The sequence below is a fragment of the Aeromonas sp. R4-3 genome, assembly GCF_040908275.1.
Taxonomy (GTDB): Bacteria; Pseudomonadota; Gammaproteobacteria; order Enterobacterales; family Aeromonadaceae; genus Aeromonas; species Aeromonas rivipollensis.
The window spans coordinates 1-15,960 of sequence record NZ_JBFODK010000024.1 but is presented as its reverse complement, the minus strand read 5'-3'; the positions used below and the strand labels follow the sequence as shown (position 1 = coordinate 15,960).

The window sequence follows — 15,960 nt, the reverse complement described above, 5'->3', positions numbered from 1 at the left end:
CTTATTGCGCCTGGATTCTGAGTTCTGCACTAGAGCGGCTGGTGTGGCCAAGCAGGGACTTGACGTCGCTGGACTTGGGCTTGATCAGCCTGAACTTGGGCACATAGGAGTCGAAGTTGGCCAGGATCTCCTCGGCGCGCGAGCTGCCTGTCTCGTTGAGGTGCGCCGTGATGATGCCGCGCAGGTGCTCCTGATGGATGGCAAGATCCGCCACGTCCAACAGTTCCACCAGCTCGGGGTTGGTGCGCTTGGCAAAGTTGCCGCACTCGTCGAGCACGTAGGCAAAGCCGCCTGTCATGCCCGCCGCGAAGTTGACGCCCGTGGTACCGAGTATGGTGACGATGCCGCCTGTCATATATTCACAGCCGTTGTCGCCTATCCCCTCGACCACCGCGAGGGCCCCTGAGTTGCGCACCGCGAAGCGCTCGCCCGCGGTACCTGCGGCGTAGAGCTTGCCGCCGGTGGCGCCATAGAGGCAGGTGTTGCCTATGATGGCCGCCTCATGGGACTTGAAGGCTACGCCGACATGGGGTTTGACCACCAGCTTGCCGCCGGTCATCCCCTTGCCCACGTAGTCGTTGGCGTCACCCGTGAGTATCATCTCGAGGCCGCCCGCGTTCCAGACGCCGAAGCTCTGGCCTGCGGTACCGTTGAAGTGGACCCGCACCGGATCGGCGGCCATGCCCTGGTTGCCGTGACGTTTGACTATCTCGCCGGACAGGCGCGCACCCACAGAGCGGTCGGTGTTGCGGATGTCGTAGCGGAACTCGCCACCGCTCATGTTTTCCACCGCCTCCAGCAGGTCGTCCACCATCTTGAGGTTGAGCGGGCCCTTGTCGAAAGTCGGGTTGTGCTGCTGGCTGAACAGGCTGGAGCCTGCCGGTGCCACCGGGCTTGCCAGAATGCCGGACAAGTCCAGCTTGGCCTGACGGGCGGTGAGGCCGGGCAGGGCCTCCAGCAGATCGGTGCGACCGATGAGGTCGGTGAGCTGGGTGACGCCGAGCTCTGCCATCAGCTCGCGGGTCTCTTCGGCGATGAACTTGAAGTAGTTCATCACCATCTCCGGCAGGCCGGTGAAGTGCTCGCGACGCAGCTTCTCATCCTGGGTGGCGACGCCGGTGGCGCAATTGTTCAGGTGGCAGATACGCAGGTATTTGCAGCCGAGCGCCACCATGGGGCCGGTGCCGAAGCCGAAGCTTTCGGCGCCGAGGATGGCCGCCTTGATGATGTCCAGACCGGTTTTGAGACCGCCATCCACCTGCAGCCGCACCTTGTGGCGCAGGCCGTTGGCCACCAGGGCCTGTTGGGTCTCGGCTAGCCCCAGCTCCCAGGGAGAGCCGGCGTATTTGACCGAACTGAGCGGGCTTGCACCTGTGCCACCGTCATAACCGGAGACGGTGATGAAGTCCGCATAGGCCTTGGCCACGCCGCAGGCTATGGTGCCGACGCCGGGCTCGGACACCAGCTTGACCGACACCAGGCAGTCCGGGTTGATCTGCTTGATGTCGAAGATGAGCTGGGCCAAGTCCTCGATGGAGTAGATGTCGTGGTGCGGCGGCGGGGAGATCAGGGTCACGCCGGGCACGGAATAACGCAGCTTGGCTATCTGGGCCGTCACCTTGTCACCGGGCAGCTGGCCACCTTCACCGGGCTTGGCGCCCTGGGCCACCTTGATCTGCACCACGTCCGCGTTCATCAGGTAGTGGGGGGTGACGCCGAAGCGCCCCGAGGCCACCTGCTTGATGCGGGAATTCTTCTCGGTGCCAAAGCGCTTGGGATCTTCACCGCCTTCGCCCGAGTTGCTCTGACCGCCGAGCCGGTTCATGGCCACAGCCAGCGCCTCGTGCGCCTCAGGGCCCAGCGCGCCTATGGACATGGCGGCGGAGTCGAAGCGGGGGAACAGCTTGGCGGCGGGCTCAACCTGCTCCAGCGCAACCGGCGTCGTTCCCTGCTTGAGGACGAGCAGATCGCGCAAGGTGGCGACGGGGCGTTCGTTCACGAGACGCGCGTATTCCTTGTAATCGGCGTAGTTGCCGGAGCGCACCGCCACTTGCAGGGTCTGCACCACGTCCGGGTTGTAGGTGTGGTACTCGCCGCCGTGGACGAATTTGAGCAGGCCGCCCTGGGTCAGCGGCTTGCGGCCGAGCCAGGCCTGGCGTGCCAGATTGACCTGATCCTGCTGGATGTCGGTAAAGTCGGCTCCCTGAATGCGGCTCGATACGCCGCGGAAGCAGAGCTCGACCACGGAGCTGGACAGACCCACGGCTTCGAACAGCTGGGAGCAGCGGTAGCTTGCGACCGTGCTGATGCCCATCTTGGACATCACCTTGTAGAGGCCCTTGTTGATGCCGTTACGGTAGTTGAGCATGGCCTGGCGCAGGCTCATCTTCAGCACCCCTTCCTCGACCTGTTTGGCCAGGGTCTCGTAGGCGAGATAGGGATAGATGGCGGTGGCGCCAAAGCCCAGCAGCACGGCGAAGTGGTGCGGGTCGCGCACGCTGGCGGTCTCCACCAGGATATTGGCGTCGCAGCGCAGGTTGTTGTCCACCAGGGTGCGTTGCACCGCGCCCACCGCCATGGCGGCCGGAATGGGCAGGGTGTCGGCACTGATGTCTCTGTCAGACAGCACCAGCAGCACGGTGCCATTGCGGGCCTTGTCGGCCGCGTCGGCACAGAGCCGCTCCAGCGCTGCCTGCAGCCCCTCTTCGGGCTGGTAGTTGAGGCTCAGCACCGCATGACGGTAGTGCTCCCCTTCCAGTGCCAGCAGCTGGTGGAAGTCGGAGTAGAGCAGGATAGGCGACTGGAACAGCACCCGGTGGGCGTGGCCGAAGGTCTCGTTGAACACGTTCTGCTCGCGACCTATACAGGTGGCCAGCGACATGACGTGGTTTTCCCGCAGCGGATCTATGGGCGGGTTGGTCACCTGGGCGAACATCTGGCGGAAGTAGTCGTAAAGGGTACGCTGGCTGGAGGAGAGCACCGCCATCGGGGTGTCATCCCCCATGGAGCCCACCGCCTCCTGGCCGTTCTCGCCGAGCACGCGAATGATTTGATCCAGCTCCTCGTAGGAGTAGCCGAACAGTTTCTGATAGGTCTTGAGCTGATCGTCAGGGAGCTCGCGGGCGCCTGTGCTGGCGTCATCCATCTGCTCGAACGGCACCAGTCGCTTGCAGTGCTTGTCCATCCACTGCTTGTATGTGTGACGGCTCTTGAGATCGTCATCGATCTCGAAGCTGGTCCACACCTTGCCGTTGCTGGTATCCACCACGAACAGCTCGCCCGGGCCGACCCGGCCCTTCTCCAGCACTTCGTCCGGGGTGTAGTCCCAGGTGCCGACCTCAGACGCGAGGGTGATGAACTTGTCCTTGGTGATGACGTAGCGGGCCGGGCGCAGGCCGTTACGGTCCAGGGCGCAGGTGGCGTAGCGGCCATCTGTCATGACGATGCCGGCGGGGCCATCCCAGGGCTCCATGTGCATGGAGTTGAAGTCATAGAAGGCGCGCAGATCGTCATCCATGTTCGGGTGCTTCTGCCATGCTGGCGGGATCAGCAGGCGCATGGCGCGGAACAGGTCCATGCCACCGGCCAGGAAGAGATCCAGCATGTTGTCGAGGCTGGAGGAATCCGACCCAGTGGTGTTGACGAAGGGGGCTGCCTCTTGCAGATCCGGGATCAGCGGGGTGGCGAACTTGTAGCTGCGCGCCTTGGCCCACTGGCGGTTGCCGGCTATGGTGTTGATCTCGCCGTTGTGGGCGAGGTAGCGGAAGGGTTGCGCCAGCGGCCAGCGTGGGCTGGTGTTGGTGGAGAAACGCTGGTGGAACACGCAGATGGCGGCCTGCATGCGGATGTCGGCGAGATCCAGATAGAAACGCGGCAAATCCACCGGCATGCACAGTCCTTTATAGACGGTGACCAGGTTGGAGAGGCTGACCACATAGAAGTAGTCGTCGCTGATGCGCTTCTCGATGCGGCGGCGCACTATATAGAGGCGGCGCTCGAGATCCTTGTCGACCCAGCCTGGCGGCGCGTTGACAAAGACCTGTTCAATGCTTGGCAGGGACGCCTTGGCGATGGGACCGAGCACATTGGTATCGATGGGCACCTTGCGCCAACCGACCAGACTCAGGGTCTCTCTTTCCAGCTCCTCGTCGATGATGTCGCGGGTCTGCTGGGCCAATACGGGGTCCGGGTTCAGGAACAGCATGCCGACCGCATAGTTGCGGCCCAGGTGCCATCCCTTCTCTTCGGCGACAGCGCGATAGAAGCTGTCCGGTTTTTGCAGCAGCAGACCACAGCCATCGCCGGTCTTGCCGTCGGCGGAGATACCGCCGCGGTGCTGCATGCGAGCCAAGGCTGACATCGCGAGACGGACAAGCTTGTGGCTGGCTTCCCCTTCCATGTGGGCCAACAGGCCGAAGCCACAGTTATCCCTCTCCAGCTTTGGATCATATAGTGACATTGCATTTCTCCCTTGCTCGGCCTTCCATCGCACTGTCATCGACAGACTGCATAAATTGCGATTGGCTCTTGTGGTTCCGTCCGCCTGAGGTGGCGAATCTCCAAACTAATGGGATTTTCGGGCAAGGTCAATTGGACATCCCGCTTGTTTGCAATGTTACACCGCCATAACAAAATGCGGGTTTCAGAGACTCAATCCAGTTTTTGCTATACAAAAATCCATTAAACTTATTTTTTAAAGTTGATTGAACTAATAATGATGGATTTGGCGGTTGACTGCTTTGCGACGCTGAACTGTAGTAATTTTACCAATTCATCCCGGCGGGGGCGGGCGGGGATCACATTTCAGGATCCTGCGTCTTGCATTTATCCGGATGCGGGCTAAGCGAGATTTTTGCAGTGCTAACAGCCGGTTAGAGGGGAGGCATAGTTCCACTTTCCCCTCTTTGTCGAAGGTCTGTGGTTTCCAAAAGTAACCTTAAAACCCTGTCTGTGGGTATTTATCGCACGCAATGTGAATATTTATATGGTTTTTGGGGGCGAGAGGGCTTGATCCAGCTCAGCCTGGCGGGGAGCCTCTGCCAGTACAATGACAGCTCATATCGGAGGTGTCATGCAGTTACACGAACTCATCAATACATTCGGCCAGGATCTCAAGCAGCGCCACGGCCAGAAGATCCACAAACTCTCCATTCACGGCGCCTTCACCTGCCCGAACCGGGACGGCACCCTGGGCCGCGGCGGCTGCACCTTCTGCAATGTCTCCTCTTTCGCCGACGAATCGACCCAGCAGCTTTCTGTCGTGCAACAACTGCTGGCGCGCCGGGACGAAGTGACCCGAGCCAAGCGCTATCTCGCCTACTTTCAGGCCTATACCAGCACCTATGCCGAGGTGGAATACCTGCAACGCATGTATGAGGAGGCGTTGTCGGTCAGCGACATGGTGGGGCTCTGTGTCGGGACCCGGCCCGATTGCGTGCCGGATGCGGTGCTGGATCTGCTGGCGGGCTATCAGGCCCGTGGCTACGAGGTGTGGCTGGAGCTGGGGCTGCAAAGTGCAAGCGACAAGACACTGCAACGGATCAATCGCGGCCACGGTTATGCCGCTTATGAGGATGCGGTAAGACGTGCCCATCATCGCGGTATCAAGGTCTGTGCCCATCTGATTGTCGGTCTGCCCGGTGAGGTGCCCATGGATAGCCTCGATACCCTGCATCGCATCGTTGCGACCGGGGTCGAGGGGATCAAGCTGCATCCGCTCCACGTGGTGGAGGGGAGCACCCTCGGCAAGGCGTGGCAGGCTGGGCGGCTGGAGGTGCTGACGCTGGAACACTATGTGGAGGCGGCTGTGGCCATGATCCAGCACACGCCCCCCGAGGTGGTCTATCACCGCATCTCGGCGTCGGCACGCCGTCCGACCCTGCTGGCCCCAGCCTGGTGTGAGAATCGCTGGACCGCCATGGCAGAAATTGCCGCTGAACTGACTCGATCAGGCCCCCAGGGGGCTGCCCTGGGCCGACCCTTCTCGCTCGCTCCTTTTAATGAGTGGCAACTCTAATTTCATTAAAAAAACAGAGGGTTATTAGATGAAATTCAGTCTTTGCAGTATAGTTTCGTTCAAGTCGCCTTGATAAGATGGTCGGCTTGAAAAAGATATTGTTATCAATAACTCTTTAGTAATTAATGGACCGGGCAGGATATCTCGCACTCCTTGCCGTCATCAGATGACGTGCGTGGCTCCTCTCTTCCCGGCTTGACGATGTGTGAGTCTGGCGATGGCATTGGATGTCATTGCCCAGTGCGCTAATTGGGTTGTCGGTTCGCGATGATGGGATCTGCTCTGCATTCACAGGTCGCCACCAGGTTCCGGGTGATGATTTCCCTGCGACAACCGTCTGAATCATGTTTTGACAGGATGCTATGCAAGCAGAAACCAGCCATATAGATGAACTATTGGAATGCTTGGTCTTTTTGACCCGTTTTTATGGCGTACCCAATAGTCAGGATGCCCTCACCACGGGCTTGCCACTGGTCTCGGGCCGTCTGAGTACGGCACTCTTCAGTCGCGCTGCCGAGCGTGGCGGTTTGTCCGCCCGTGAGGTGATCCAGCCACTCGAAAACATCTCTCCCCTGCTGTTGCCCTGCGTCTTGCAGACGCGGCAGGGCGGCGCCTGCATCCTGCTGGAGTGGAACAAGGACAGGAGCCAGGCCAAGGTCATCTTCCCCCAGGCCGGTGATGCGGCGCAGTGGGTCAGCACAGCCCAGCTGGGCGACGAGTACAACGGCCGGCTGTTCTTCGTCAAGAAGCAGTTCAAGTTTGATGAACGCTCCCCCAAGGTGCTGGAGACCCGGGATGGTCACTGGTTCTGGAGCACGCTGTTTGAATCTCGCGGCATCTATCGCGATGTGCTGATTGCCTCCATTCTCATCAACCTCTTTGCGGTGGCCAGCCCTCTGTTCACCATGAATGTCTACGACAAGATAGTGCCCAACCTGGCGTTCGACTCCCTCTGGGTGCTGGCGGTAGGGGCCATGGTAGTGTTTACCTTTGACTTCGTGATGCGCCAGTTGCGCAGCTACTTCATCGACATTGCCGGCAAGAAATCGGATGTGCTGCTGTCGGCCAAGATCTTTGCCAAGGTCATGGGGATGAAGATGGAGTCCCGCCCTGCCTCGACGGGGGCGTTCGCCAAGCATCTGCAGGAGTTTGAATCGGTACGGGAGTTCTTCACCTCCGCCACCGTATCGACCCTGATTGATCTGCCGTTTGCGGTCTTCTTCCTCTTCATCATCTGGCTGTTTGCCGGTGTCATGGTGGTGGTGCCCATCGTCGCCATGCTGATCCTGGTGGCCTACAGCTTCTATATCCAGGCACCGCTCAAGCAGTCCATCGAGGAGGGTTCCCGCCTGGCCTCCCAGAAGAACGCCAACCTGATCGAAAGCATCTCCGGCCTTGAGACCGTCAAGATCTTCGGCGCCGAGAGCATGTTCCAGCACCGCTGGGAGCAGGCTGTGTCCCACATCTCGACCTGGGGCGTGCAGACCCGTCGCATCACCAATTCCATGTCCTCTCTGGCGAGCTATATCCAGCAGGTGGTGACTGTGGGGTTGGTCATCGTCGGGGTCTACCAGATCTCCGAAGGGCTGGTGACCATGGGGGGCATGATCGCCGCCGTCATGCTGTCCAGCCGCGCCATCGCTCCCATGGTTCAGCTCTCCGTGCTGTCGACCCGCTACAACCAGGCCAAGTCTGCCCTGGAGATCCTGGAGAAGATCATGATGACGCCGGGCGAGCAGGAGGAGGGCAAGCAGTACATTCACCACCCCATCATCCAGGGCCGCATCGAGTTCGAAAACGTCTCCTTCAAATACCCGGGCATGGAAAGCAGCACACTGCACAACATCAACCTGCGCATCGAGCCGGGGGAGAAGGTGGCCATCATAGGGCGGATCGGGGCGGGCAAGACCACCCTTGAGAAGCTGCTGATGGGGCTCTACCGACCGACGGACGGTCTGGTGCGCCTCGATGGCTTCGAGCTGGATCAGCTGGCGCCGGCCGCCATCCGTCGCAACATCGGCTGTGTGCCGCAGGACGTGACTCTCTTCTTTGGCTCGGTGCGAGACAACATCATGCTGGGCAACCCGCTGGTGGATGATGCTCGGGTCGTGCGCGCCGCCAAGCGGGCTGGCGTCACCAACTTTACCAATCGGGATCCCAATGGGCTGGACCGGCAGATAGGCGAGGGAGGGCGTCAGCTCTCGGGTGGTCAGCGCCAGGCCATTTTGCTGGCTCGTGCCTTGCTCAACGATCCGCCCATCCTGGTGATGGATGAGCCAACGTCCAACATGGACAACCAGTCAGAGATGCATGTGAAGCAGGAGCTGGCAAGACTGGGTCCTGAAACCACGCTGATCCTCATTACCCACAAGACCTCCATGCTGGACGTGGCCTCCCGGGTCATCGTCGTGGAGCAGGGGAAGATAGTGGCTGACGGCCCCAAGGAGACGGTGCTGCAACAACTGAAGGAAGGCAAGGTGCGGGTGCAGGAGACGGCCAATGGCTAACAACTGGTTCAAGAAAACGACACCAGACACAGTGTTGCCCGCCCCCGAGCACCTCGAGTATGTCGACGACGGTGCCGCCGCCGTCTTGCTGAGCACGCCAACCCGCGCCAAGGTGCTGCTCTGGGCCTGTTTCCTGTTCTTCATGAGTGCCATCATCTGGGCCGCCTGGGCCGAGCTTGACGAGGTCACCGTCGGCCAGGGCAAGGTCATTCCGTCCCGCCAACTGCAGGTGATCCAGAACTTGGAAGGGGGGATCGTCAAGGAGATCTTCGTCAAAGAGGGTGACATAGTCGAGGAGGGGCAGCCGCTGCTGCGCATAGACGATACCCGCTTCAAGTCGGATTTTCGCGAGCGTGAACAGGAGCTGGTGATCCTCAAGGGCGACATCGCCCGTCTGCGTGCCGAGATCCGCAGTGTGGTGGTCAAGAGAGAACCCAACCTCGGCTGGCGTGAGCAGGTGGTCATCGACAAGCAGCCCATCGTCTTCCCCGAAGGGTTCGAGAACGTCTTTGCGGAATACGTGGCCCGTGAAAAGTCGGTACAGGACGAGCGGCTCAACAATTTGAACAACCAGCTCTACATTCTCGGTCAGCAGATCGAGCAGAAGGAGCAGGAGACCATAGAGCTCAATGCCAAGATACGGACAGTGAGTCGCAGCGTGGATCTGGCCCGCCAGGAGTTGAACATCAGCCGGCCTCTCGCAAAAGAGGGTATAGTTCCTCAAGTGGAGCTAATTAAACTGGAGCGGCAGGTCAACGAGATGCAGGGCGAGCTGGAAGCCAACCGCCTGCTCATCCCCAAACTCAACTCGGTGCTGCGGGAGACCATCTCCAAGCGCAATGACATCGCCTTGAAGTTCAGAGCGGACTCCCAGACCGAGCTCAATGAACGTCAGGGCAAGCTGAGCCAGTTGTCCGAAGGCCAGGTCGGTCTGCGGGACAGGGTCGATCGCACCAGCGTGATAGCGCCGCTCAAGGGCACCATCAAGAAGCTCAAGATCAATACCCTGGGAGGGGTCGTACAGCCTGGCATGGATCTGATGGAGATAGTGCCGCTGGAGGATACCCTGCTGGTGGAAGCCAAGGTATCACCCAAGGACATAGCCTTCCTGCGACCCGGGCTGGAGGCCGTGGTCAAGATAACCGCTTATGATTTCACTGTTTATGGAGGTTTACATGGCAAGGTTGAACAGATAAGTGCCGACTCGATCCAGGATGAGGAGGGCAACTCCTTCTATCTGGTTCGGGTGCGTACCGAGAAGAGTTATCTGGGCGATGAGCTTAACGCACTTCCCATCATCCCCGGTATGTTAGCCAGTGCAGATATCATTACTGGCAAAAAAAGTGTCCTAGACTACTTGCTCAAGCCCATCCTGCGGGCTAAGCAGTCGGCACTGAGAGAACGATAAGCCAACAATCTAAAAACAACATGACTGGAGATACCATGAAGAAGACGATTGTTGCCATGCTGGTTAGTGGCACCATACTGTTCCCGGGCCTGAGCCAGGCACAGACACTGGAACAGTCAGTGGCACAGTCACTGGCTACCCATCCGAAAATCAAGGAAGCTTTTGATCTCTATCAGGCACGACTGTACCAGCATGATGGAGCCAAGGGCGGCTACTATCCCACCATAGATCTGCGTGGCGGCGTTGGTTACGAGAAGACCGACAGCCCCTCGACCCGTGCGGCGGGTGCCAACTCGCAGACGATCGATGATTCCATGACTCGTAAAGAGGCCGGGATCAGTCTGCGCCAGATGCTGTTTGACGGCTTCGATGTCAGCAGCAATGTGGCCCGGACCGATGCCGCCGCCCAGGCCCAGCGTCTGGCCATGATCTCCGAGGCGGAGAACACGGCGCTGCGTGTGGCCGAGGTGTACCTCAACATGCTGCGTCAGCAGGAGATCCTGGAGCTGTCCAAGCAGAACCTGGAAACCCACGAGCAGATCCGCAGCGACATCCAGAAACGGACAGACTCAGGTTTGGGCTCGACCGCGGACCAGACCCAGATCGATGGTCGTGTGGCACGAGCCTACTCCAACCAGGCGGCCGCGGAGAACAACTATCGGGATGCCGAGAGCGAGTTCATCCGGGTCGTGAATGAGGTGCCCAAGGATCTGGTGCAGCCGGCTCCCAACAGCCAGTTGATCCCGGCCACTCTGGAGGACGCGCTGAAGACGGCCACCGAGGTTCACCCGACCCTGCTGTCCTCCCTGCAAGACATCGAAGAGGCCAAGTATCAGCATGAAGGATCCAAGTCCGGGTTCTACCCGAACGTGGCCTTCGAGGTGGATCAGAACTGGAACGAGGACATCGATGCGGTCAAAGGACGCAACGACGACCTCACAGCCATGGTCCGGATGCGTTACAACCTGTTCCGTGGCGGCTCCGATCTGGCTGAAAGCAAGGCCACCTCGGCACTCTATTCCCAGGCAAAAGACATTCACCTGAATGCCTTCCGTCAGGTGGAAGAGGGGACCCGCCTCGCCTGGAATGCCAAGGAGTCGCTGGCCAAGCAGAAAGTCTTCCTGAAAGAGCACGTGGACGCCAGCTACGACACCGTACAGGCGTACAAGAAGCAGTTTGGTCTGGGACAACGGACCTTGCTGGACGTGCTGAACACGGAGAACGAACTGTTCGAGGCTCGCCGCAGCTACATCACGGCCGAGTATGACTCCCTGCTGGCGGATTACCGTATCCTCAATGCCACCGGGGGACTGCTCAATGCCATGAATGTACAGCAGCCCGCTGATTGGCAGGCCAACAACAACTGATGGTCATCGTGCTGATGCCATATCAGTCAGAAGAAATGGCTGCAGCTTGCTGCAGTCATTCTTTTATGTATTTGGCTTTCAACTGAAGATTGCAATGGCATGCCGCAGGGGAAACATGTGACATCGTGGTGCAAGGCAGGGAGCCGCAGGCTCTTCTGGCCAGCATGGCTCATCAGCCCCGTGCAGCGTTGGCGGCTCCAGCTGTTGTGGCTGGTGCTGCTGTCTATCCCTCTGCTGCTCAGCGCCAGCCAGCCCTTGTCGTCGGAAGATCTGAAGCTGGTCAAGCGGGCGGAGGAGACCTATGGCCCTCGTGCAGGCAAGCGGGTCACCAGCTGGCGCACGCTGGCCATGCAGAACCGGGCTGCGGGTCTGACGGAGCGGCAGAAGCTGGAGAAGGTGAACCAGTTTTTCAATCAGATGCGGTTTATCGATGACATCAAGCTGTGGCGCAAGAAGGATTACTGGGCTACCCCGCTGGAGTTTTTGGGGGCGGCTGGCGGAGATTGTGAAGACTTCAGCATTTCCAAATACTTTACGCTGCTGGAGCTTGGCATCCCGGATGAAAAAATGCGGATGGTATATGTCAAGGCATTGGATTATAACCAGTTTCATATGGTTGTTGCCTATTATGAGACGCCAGCATCAGTGCCTCTCATTCTGGACAATCTCGTCGGTGCCATTCGCCCGGCCAGTCAGCGGGCGGATCTGGTGCCAATTTACAGCTTTAACGGTAGTCACTTGTGGTTGATGAAGGCGCGTGGTCAAGGGGAACTGGCCGGGCAATCATCCCGCTTGGGATTATGGACTGACTTACGCAATCGCATGACTTCAGGGCGATTGGCTCGGCCTGTGGTGAATTTGGATGATTAACCTATGACGCTCTACAGACAACTATTGGCAACCATGCTGTTACTGTTCGGATTGCTGTTTGCCGCCACCTACTGGGTACAGTTCAATTCGACCCGCAACTATCTGGCGCAGCAGCAGGAGACCACAGTCATCAACACCTCCACCGCCCTGGGTCTGGCGTTGACGCCGTATCTGGAGAACGGGGACAAGGTGAGTGCCGAATCCGTCATGAAGGCCGTGTTCGACGGCGGCTACTATCGACTGGTCCGACTCGATCTGCTGGCTTCCAAGGATGTCATCGAACTTGAAAACAGTAGCAACATTCAGGGGGTACCGCAGTGGTTCATCGAGCTGGGCCTCTTTCCTGAGGTATCCAACGAATCCATTCTGACCTCGGGCTGGTTGCAACTGGGCAAGCTGAAGATAGTGGGCCATCCGGGACAGGCCTACTACGAGCTCTGGAAGGGGATGAGCGAGCTGGCGACCTGGTTCCTGGTGGGCTTCCTGATCACCACCATTCTGCTGATGCGGGCACTCAACTACCTGCTCAAACCGCTCAAGCTCATCTGCGAGCAGGCGGTCGAGATTGAGCTGCACCACTTCGGACACACCATTCCCGAGCCCAAGAGCCGCGAGTTGAAACAGGTGGTGCAGGCCATCAACACCCTCTCGAGCAAGCTGGCGGTGCAGTTCAAGGAGCAGGCCGATGAAGCCGAGAATCTGCGCGCCCGGGTCTATGTGGATGCGGTCTCCGGGCTCGGCAACCGCTCCTACTTCGTGGGACAGGTCAATGCCTGGATCGCCGAAGCGGGACAGGGGGGCGTCATGCTGGTGGCCGTCGACATGCTGGACGATCTCTATCGTGAGGAAGGCTATGCGGCGCGGGACAACATGGTCAAGTCTATCGCCCAGGTGCTCAGGGAGCTGCTGGACGGCTGGGATGGTGCGGCGCTGGCCCGGATCTCGGCCACCGAATACGCCCTGCTCTGTCCTACCGATGATCTGTCGCAGCTCAAGGATCTGGCTGAGCTTATCAATAGCCGTATCGCCGATCTGGTGGTCAATCCCATGGGTGAGAGCGGTGCGCTCTCCGTGGTCGGGATCGCCGGCCGTGATGGCGATGATGACCTCTCCGCCCTGCTGACCAAGGCGGACAATGCGCTGGGCAAGGCGCGCAACGAGCGGCGGGGTGCCGTCGTCATGGAAGGGGGCTCGGATCAGGGGTTGATGGGGCGCCTGGCCTGGCGTGATCTGGTACAGGATGCAATGGCCCGAAACCTGTGGCGCTTCAAGGCGCAGCCTGCCTGTCGTTTCGATGATGGTACGCGCCTGCATGCGGAGCTGTTCGCTTCCATCTCGCGCGATGGGACCGACTATTTCGCAGGCCAGTTCTTGCCCGCCATAGAGCAGTTCCAGATGGGGGCCGAGTTTGACAAGGCCGTTCTGGAAGCCTGCGTGCCCTTGTTCAAGCAGCAATCCGAGCTGGTGCTCGCGGTCAACATCACCGCAGGGTCGCTCTGTTCGGATGAGTTCCTGACCTGGCTGAGCGGCTATCTGGCTGTGAATGGCGAGTTGAAGGAGAGACTGCTGTTCGAGATCCCTGAGGCCGCCATCATGAAACACAAGCAGCATGTGACCAACCTGGTCGAGGTGCTGCGAGAGCAGGGCTTCCTGTGGGGGGTCGATCACTATGGTCGCCACTTCCAGTCCCTCGGATATCTGGAGGAACTGGCCCCTGCCTACGTCAAGGTGGATCACGGCTATACCAGCCAGGTCATGGAGCCGGGAGCCGATACCTCCTTCCTGGCTGCGGTCTGCCGGGCCGCCCACAATGCGGGTGTCACGACCATCGCCACCCGAGTGGAGGATCAGCAGCAGGTCGAGGTGCTGGCCAGTCTGCATATAGACGGTTATCAAGGCTTCGTTCATCCGGCATTCCCACTGCCGTGAATCACGCAATCATATTGAAAAGGGCCCCAATGAGGGCCCTTTTTTATATCCATTTAGAATATATGAAGGTGCTTTGCTGCGATGAACATGCAGAAGGGCTGAAAGGCGAGTTGTTAGTGTATTGATTTGTCTGTGTAAAAAACATTCATTCGATTCGCTGCATCGGATGAAGCCAAACAGATTCAATGTTGTACATTTTTGCAACTGAAGCTCGATGGGCGCGCATCTAGAGTGTAGGCATCAAGATCTGTCACCCTGGAGCAATGGATATGCGCACCCAAATCATCGACAAAACCGTCGTCGTCTCTTCCGTGGAAGGCAATGTTCAGATCCTGCTTGCCGATGGCAGCAGCCGTCCTCTCCAGCCTGGTGAGATATTGCAACCGGGCGCCAAGCTCAATATTGCCGACGATGCGAAATTGATGTTGGCACCCTACGATGACAACCCCGGGCAGGCCGCAGCCGCCCCCGCCGAGACAGATATACCGGCCGAAGGGCAACCCTCATCATCGGCCGAGAACAGCAACCTTCCTCCAGAAATTGCGGCCTTGCAAGAATCCATCCTGCAAGGGGTCGACCCGACCAAGGACTTTGAAGCCGCCGCAGCCGGCGGGGCGCCTGCCGCAGGTGGGGGTGGCGGCATCGGCGGGGTCGCGGGGGCCAGTGGCAACGGCGGCTTTGTCGTCATCGATCGTGTCGGTGATGCGACCATAGCCGAGGCCGGATTTGATACCAGCTATGACGCCTTGCTCGATCAGAATGTGCTGCAGGAAGACGATCTTCTGCCAGAGAATGAGCTCGATGATCTGGATGAATCTGAAGTCACCCAGGAAGACCAAGCCATCAGTGGCAACCTGCTGCTCAACAGCAGCAACTCCGACGGCCCTTTCGACGCATCCATTGTCTCCTATAGCTGGGGCAGCAATATCGGCATTCTAGCCGGTGTCGAGAGCTCATTGGACGGGATAGGCACCCTCATCATCAATGCCGACGGCTCCTACACCTTCACTCCGGCACTCAATTACACAGGCCCTGTGCCGCCAGCCAACTACATAGTGACAGATGGCGATGATACCAATAACTCCATTCTGACCATCACCATTACCCCTACGGATGAAACAGTCTCCTTGGGCGGGCTGCAGGTCGAAGGGGGCGAGCTTGTTCTGAATGAAGCGGCACTGCCCGATGGCAGCAGCCCGGATGCTGCTGGCCTGACCAAGAGCGGCGCCTTCACCTTCAATGCGGCAGATGGCATCCAGAGCCTGACTCTGGGTGGCGTGGTACTCATCAGTAACGGTCAGGTCATCAGCAGTTTCCCGCAGGCGATCCCGAGCCCTCTGGGCAATCAGCTGTTGGTGACAGGCATCAGCTACAACCCGGTGACAGGCGCCGGCACTGTGACTTACAGCTATACCCTGAGCGATAACGAGGCTCACACCCAGCCTGCCAATGACACTGCCCTGACCGACAGTTTCAATGTTGTGCTGACGGACAGCGACGGTGACAGCACCAGTGCCAGTCTGGATGTGGTGATACTGGATGACGTACCCAGCGTGCGCCTGCTCCCTGGGGCCGGTGAGCTGGGTGTGGTCAGCGTGGACGAGAGCTTGCCTGCCTTGGATGGTGCAGACAGCGATGGCATAGGTAGTGCGACCCTGGCGGCAGCCGTGGTGCAAGCCCAGTTCAGCCATGCGTTCGGTGCGGATGGTGCGGGCAACATCGGCTACAACCTGGCCCTCAATGGCAGCAATGTGGCGAGCGGCCTCTATGCGGTTGATCCGCAGGCCGCCAATGGCCAGGGTACTCAGATCCTGCTCAATCAAGTGGGCAATGTCATCACCGGCAGCGCCAACGGGGTGAGCT

8 protein-coding genes are annotated in these 15,960 nt (G+C 59.4%); 7 read left to right on the top strand and 1 reads right to left on the bottom strand.

Translation table 11 applies throughout. The features are described from left to right. Window position 1 precedes the first annotated feature (1 nt). Window positions 2-4,459 (bottom strand): glutamate synthase large subunit, encoded by a 4,458-nt coding sequence (gene gltB / locus AB5Y91_RS07315; protein ID WP_139745158.1) that lies wholly within the window; start codon window positions 4,457-4,459, stop codon window positions 2-4. Window positions 4,460-5,071: 612 nt separating this feature from the next. On the opposite strand from gltB, the gene AB5Y91_RS07310 reads away from it, so the two are divergent. From AB5Y91_RS07310 to AB5Y91_RS07280, 7 genes are all read left to right on the top strand, one after another. Beyond that, complete coding sequence (locus AB5Y91_RS07310) at window positions 5,072-6,016, top strand: TIGR01212 family radical SAM protein (protein ID WP_368169427.1); 945 nt, start codon at window positions 5,072-5,074, stop codon at window positions 6,014-6,016. Between the two features lie 362 nt (window positions 6,017-6,378). Beyond that, complete coding sequence (locus AB5Y91_RS07305) at window positions 6,379-8,523, top strand: type I secretion system permease/ATPase (protein WP_106886467.1); 2,145 nt, start codon at window positions 6,379-6,381, stop codon at window positions 8,521-8,523. Continuing rightward, window positions 8,516-9,931 carry an HlyD family type I secretion periplasmic adaptor subunit gene (locus AB5Y91_RS07300; RefSeq protein ID WP_368169426.1) on the top strand — a complete coding sequence of 472 codons (1,416 nt, stop codon included), beginning with the start codon at window positions 8,516-8,518 and terminating at the stop codon, window positions 9,929-9,931. The genes AB5Y91_RS07305 and AB5Y91_RS07300 overlap by 8 nt, the downstream gene beginning before the upstream one ends. A gap of 35 nt (window positions 9,932-9,966) precedes the next feature. Then, on the top strand, window positions 9,967-11,298 hold the full coding sequence (locus tag AB5Y91_RS07295) for a TolC family outer membrane protein (protein WP_106886469.1): 1,332 nt from the start codon (window positions 9,967-9,969) through the stop codon (window positions 11,296-11,298). A gap of 201 nt (window positions 11,299-11,499) precedes the next feature. Continuing rightward, entirely contained in the window at window positions 11,500-12,168 is a 669-nt protein-coding gene (locus AB5Y91_RS07290; RefSeq protein ID WP_171277254.1) for a transglutaminase-like cysteine peptidase, read from the top strand. A gap of 3 nt (window positions 12,169-12,171) precedes the next feature. Then, window positions 12,172-14,097 (top strand): EAL domain-containing protein, encoded by a 1,926-nt coding sequence (locus AB5Y91_RS07285; protein ID WP_106886470.1) that lies wholly within the window; start codon window positions 12,172-12,174, stop codon window positions 14,095-14,097. Window positions 14,098-14,366: 269 nt separating this feature from the next. Beyond that, a partial coding sequence (locus AB5Y91_RS07280) for a retention module-containing protein (RefSeq protein WP_368169425.1) occupies window positions 14,367-15,960 on the top strand: 1,594 nt, incomplete at its 3' end.

What these genes read in the sequence shown, in the direction of transcription:
- gltB (WP_139745158.1), bottom strand. Translation starts at nt 4,459, where the DNA reads ATGTCACTATATGATCCAAAGCTGGAGAGGGATAACTGTGGCTTCGGC.
- AB5Y91_RS07310 (WP_368169427.1), top strand. Translation starts at nt 5,072, where the DNA reads ATGCAGTTACACGAACTCATCAATACATTCGGCCAGGATCTCAAGCAG.
- AB5Y91_RS07305 (WP_106886467.1), top strand. Translation starts at nt 6,379, where the DNA reads ATGCAAGCAGAAACCAGCCATATAGATGAACTATTGGAATGCTTGGTC.
- AB5Y91_RS07300 (WP_368169426.1), top strand. Translation starts at nt 8,516, where the DNA reads ATGGCTAACAACTGGTTCAAGAAAACGACACCAGACACAGTGTTGCCC.
- AB5Y91_RS07295 (WP_106886469.1), top strand. Translation starts at nt 9,967, where the DNA reads ATGAAGAAGACGATTGTTGCCATGCTGGTTAGTGGCACCATACTGTTC.
- AB5Y91_RS07285 (WP_106886470.1), top strand. Translation starts at nt 12,172, where the DNA reads ATGACGCTCTACAGACAACTATTGGCAACCATGCTGTTACTGTTCGGA.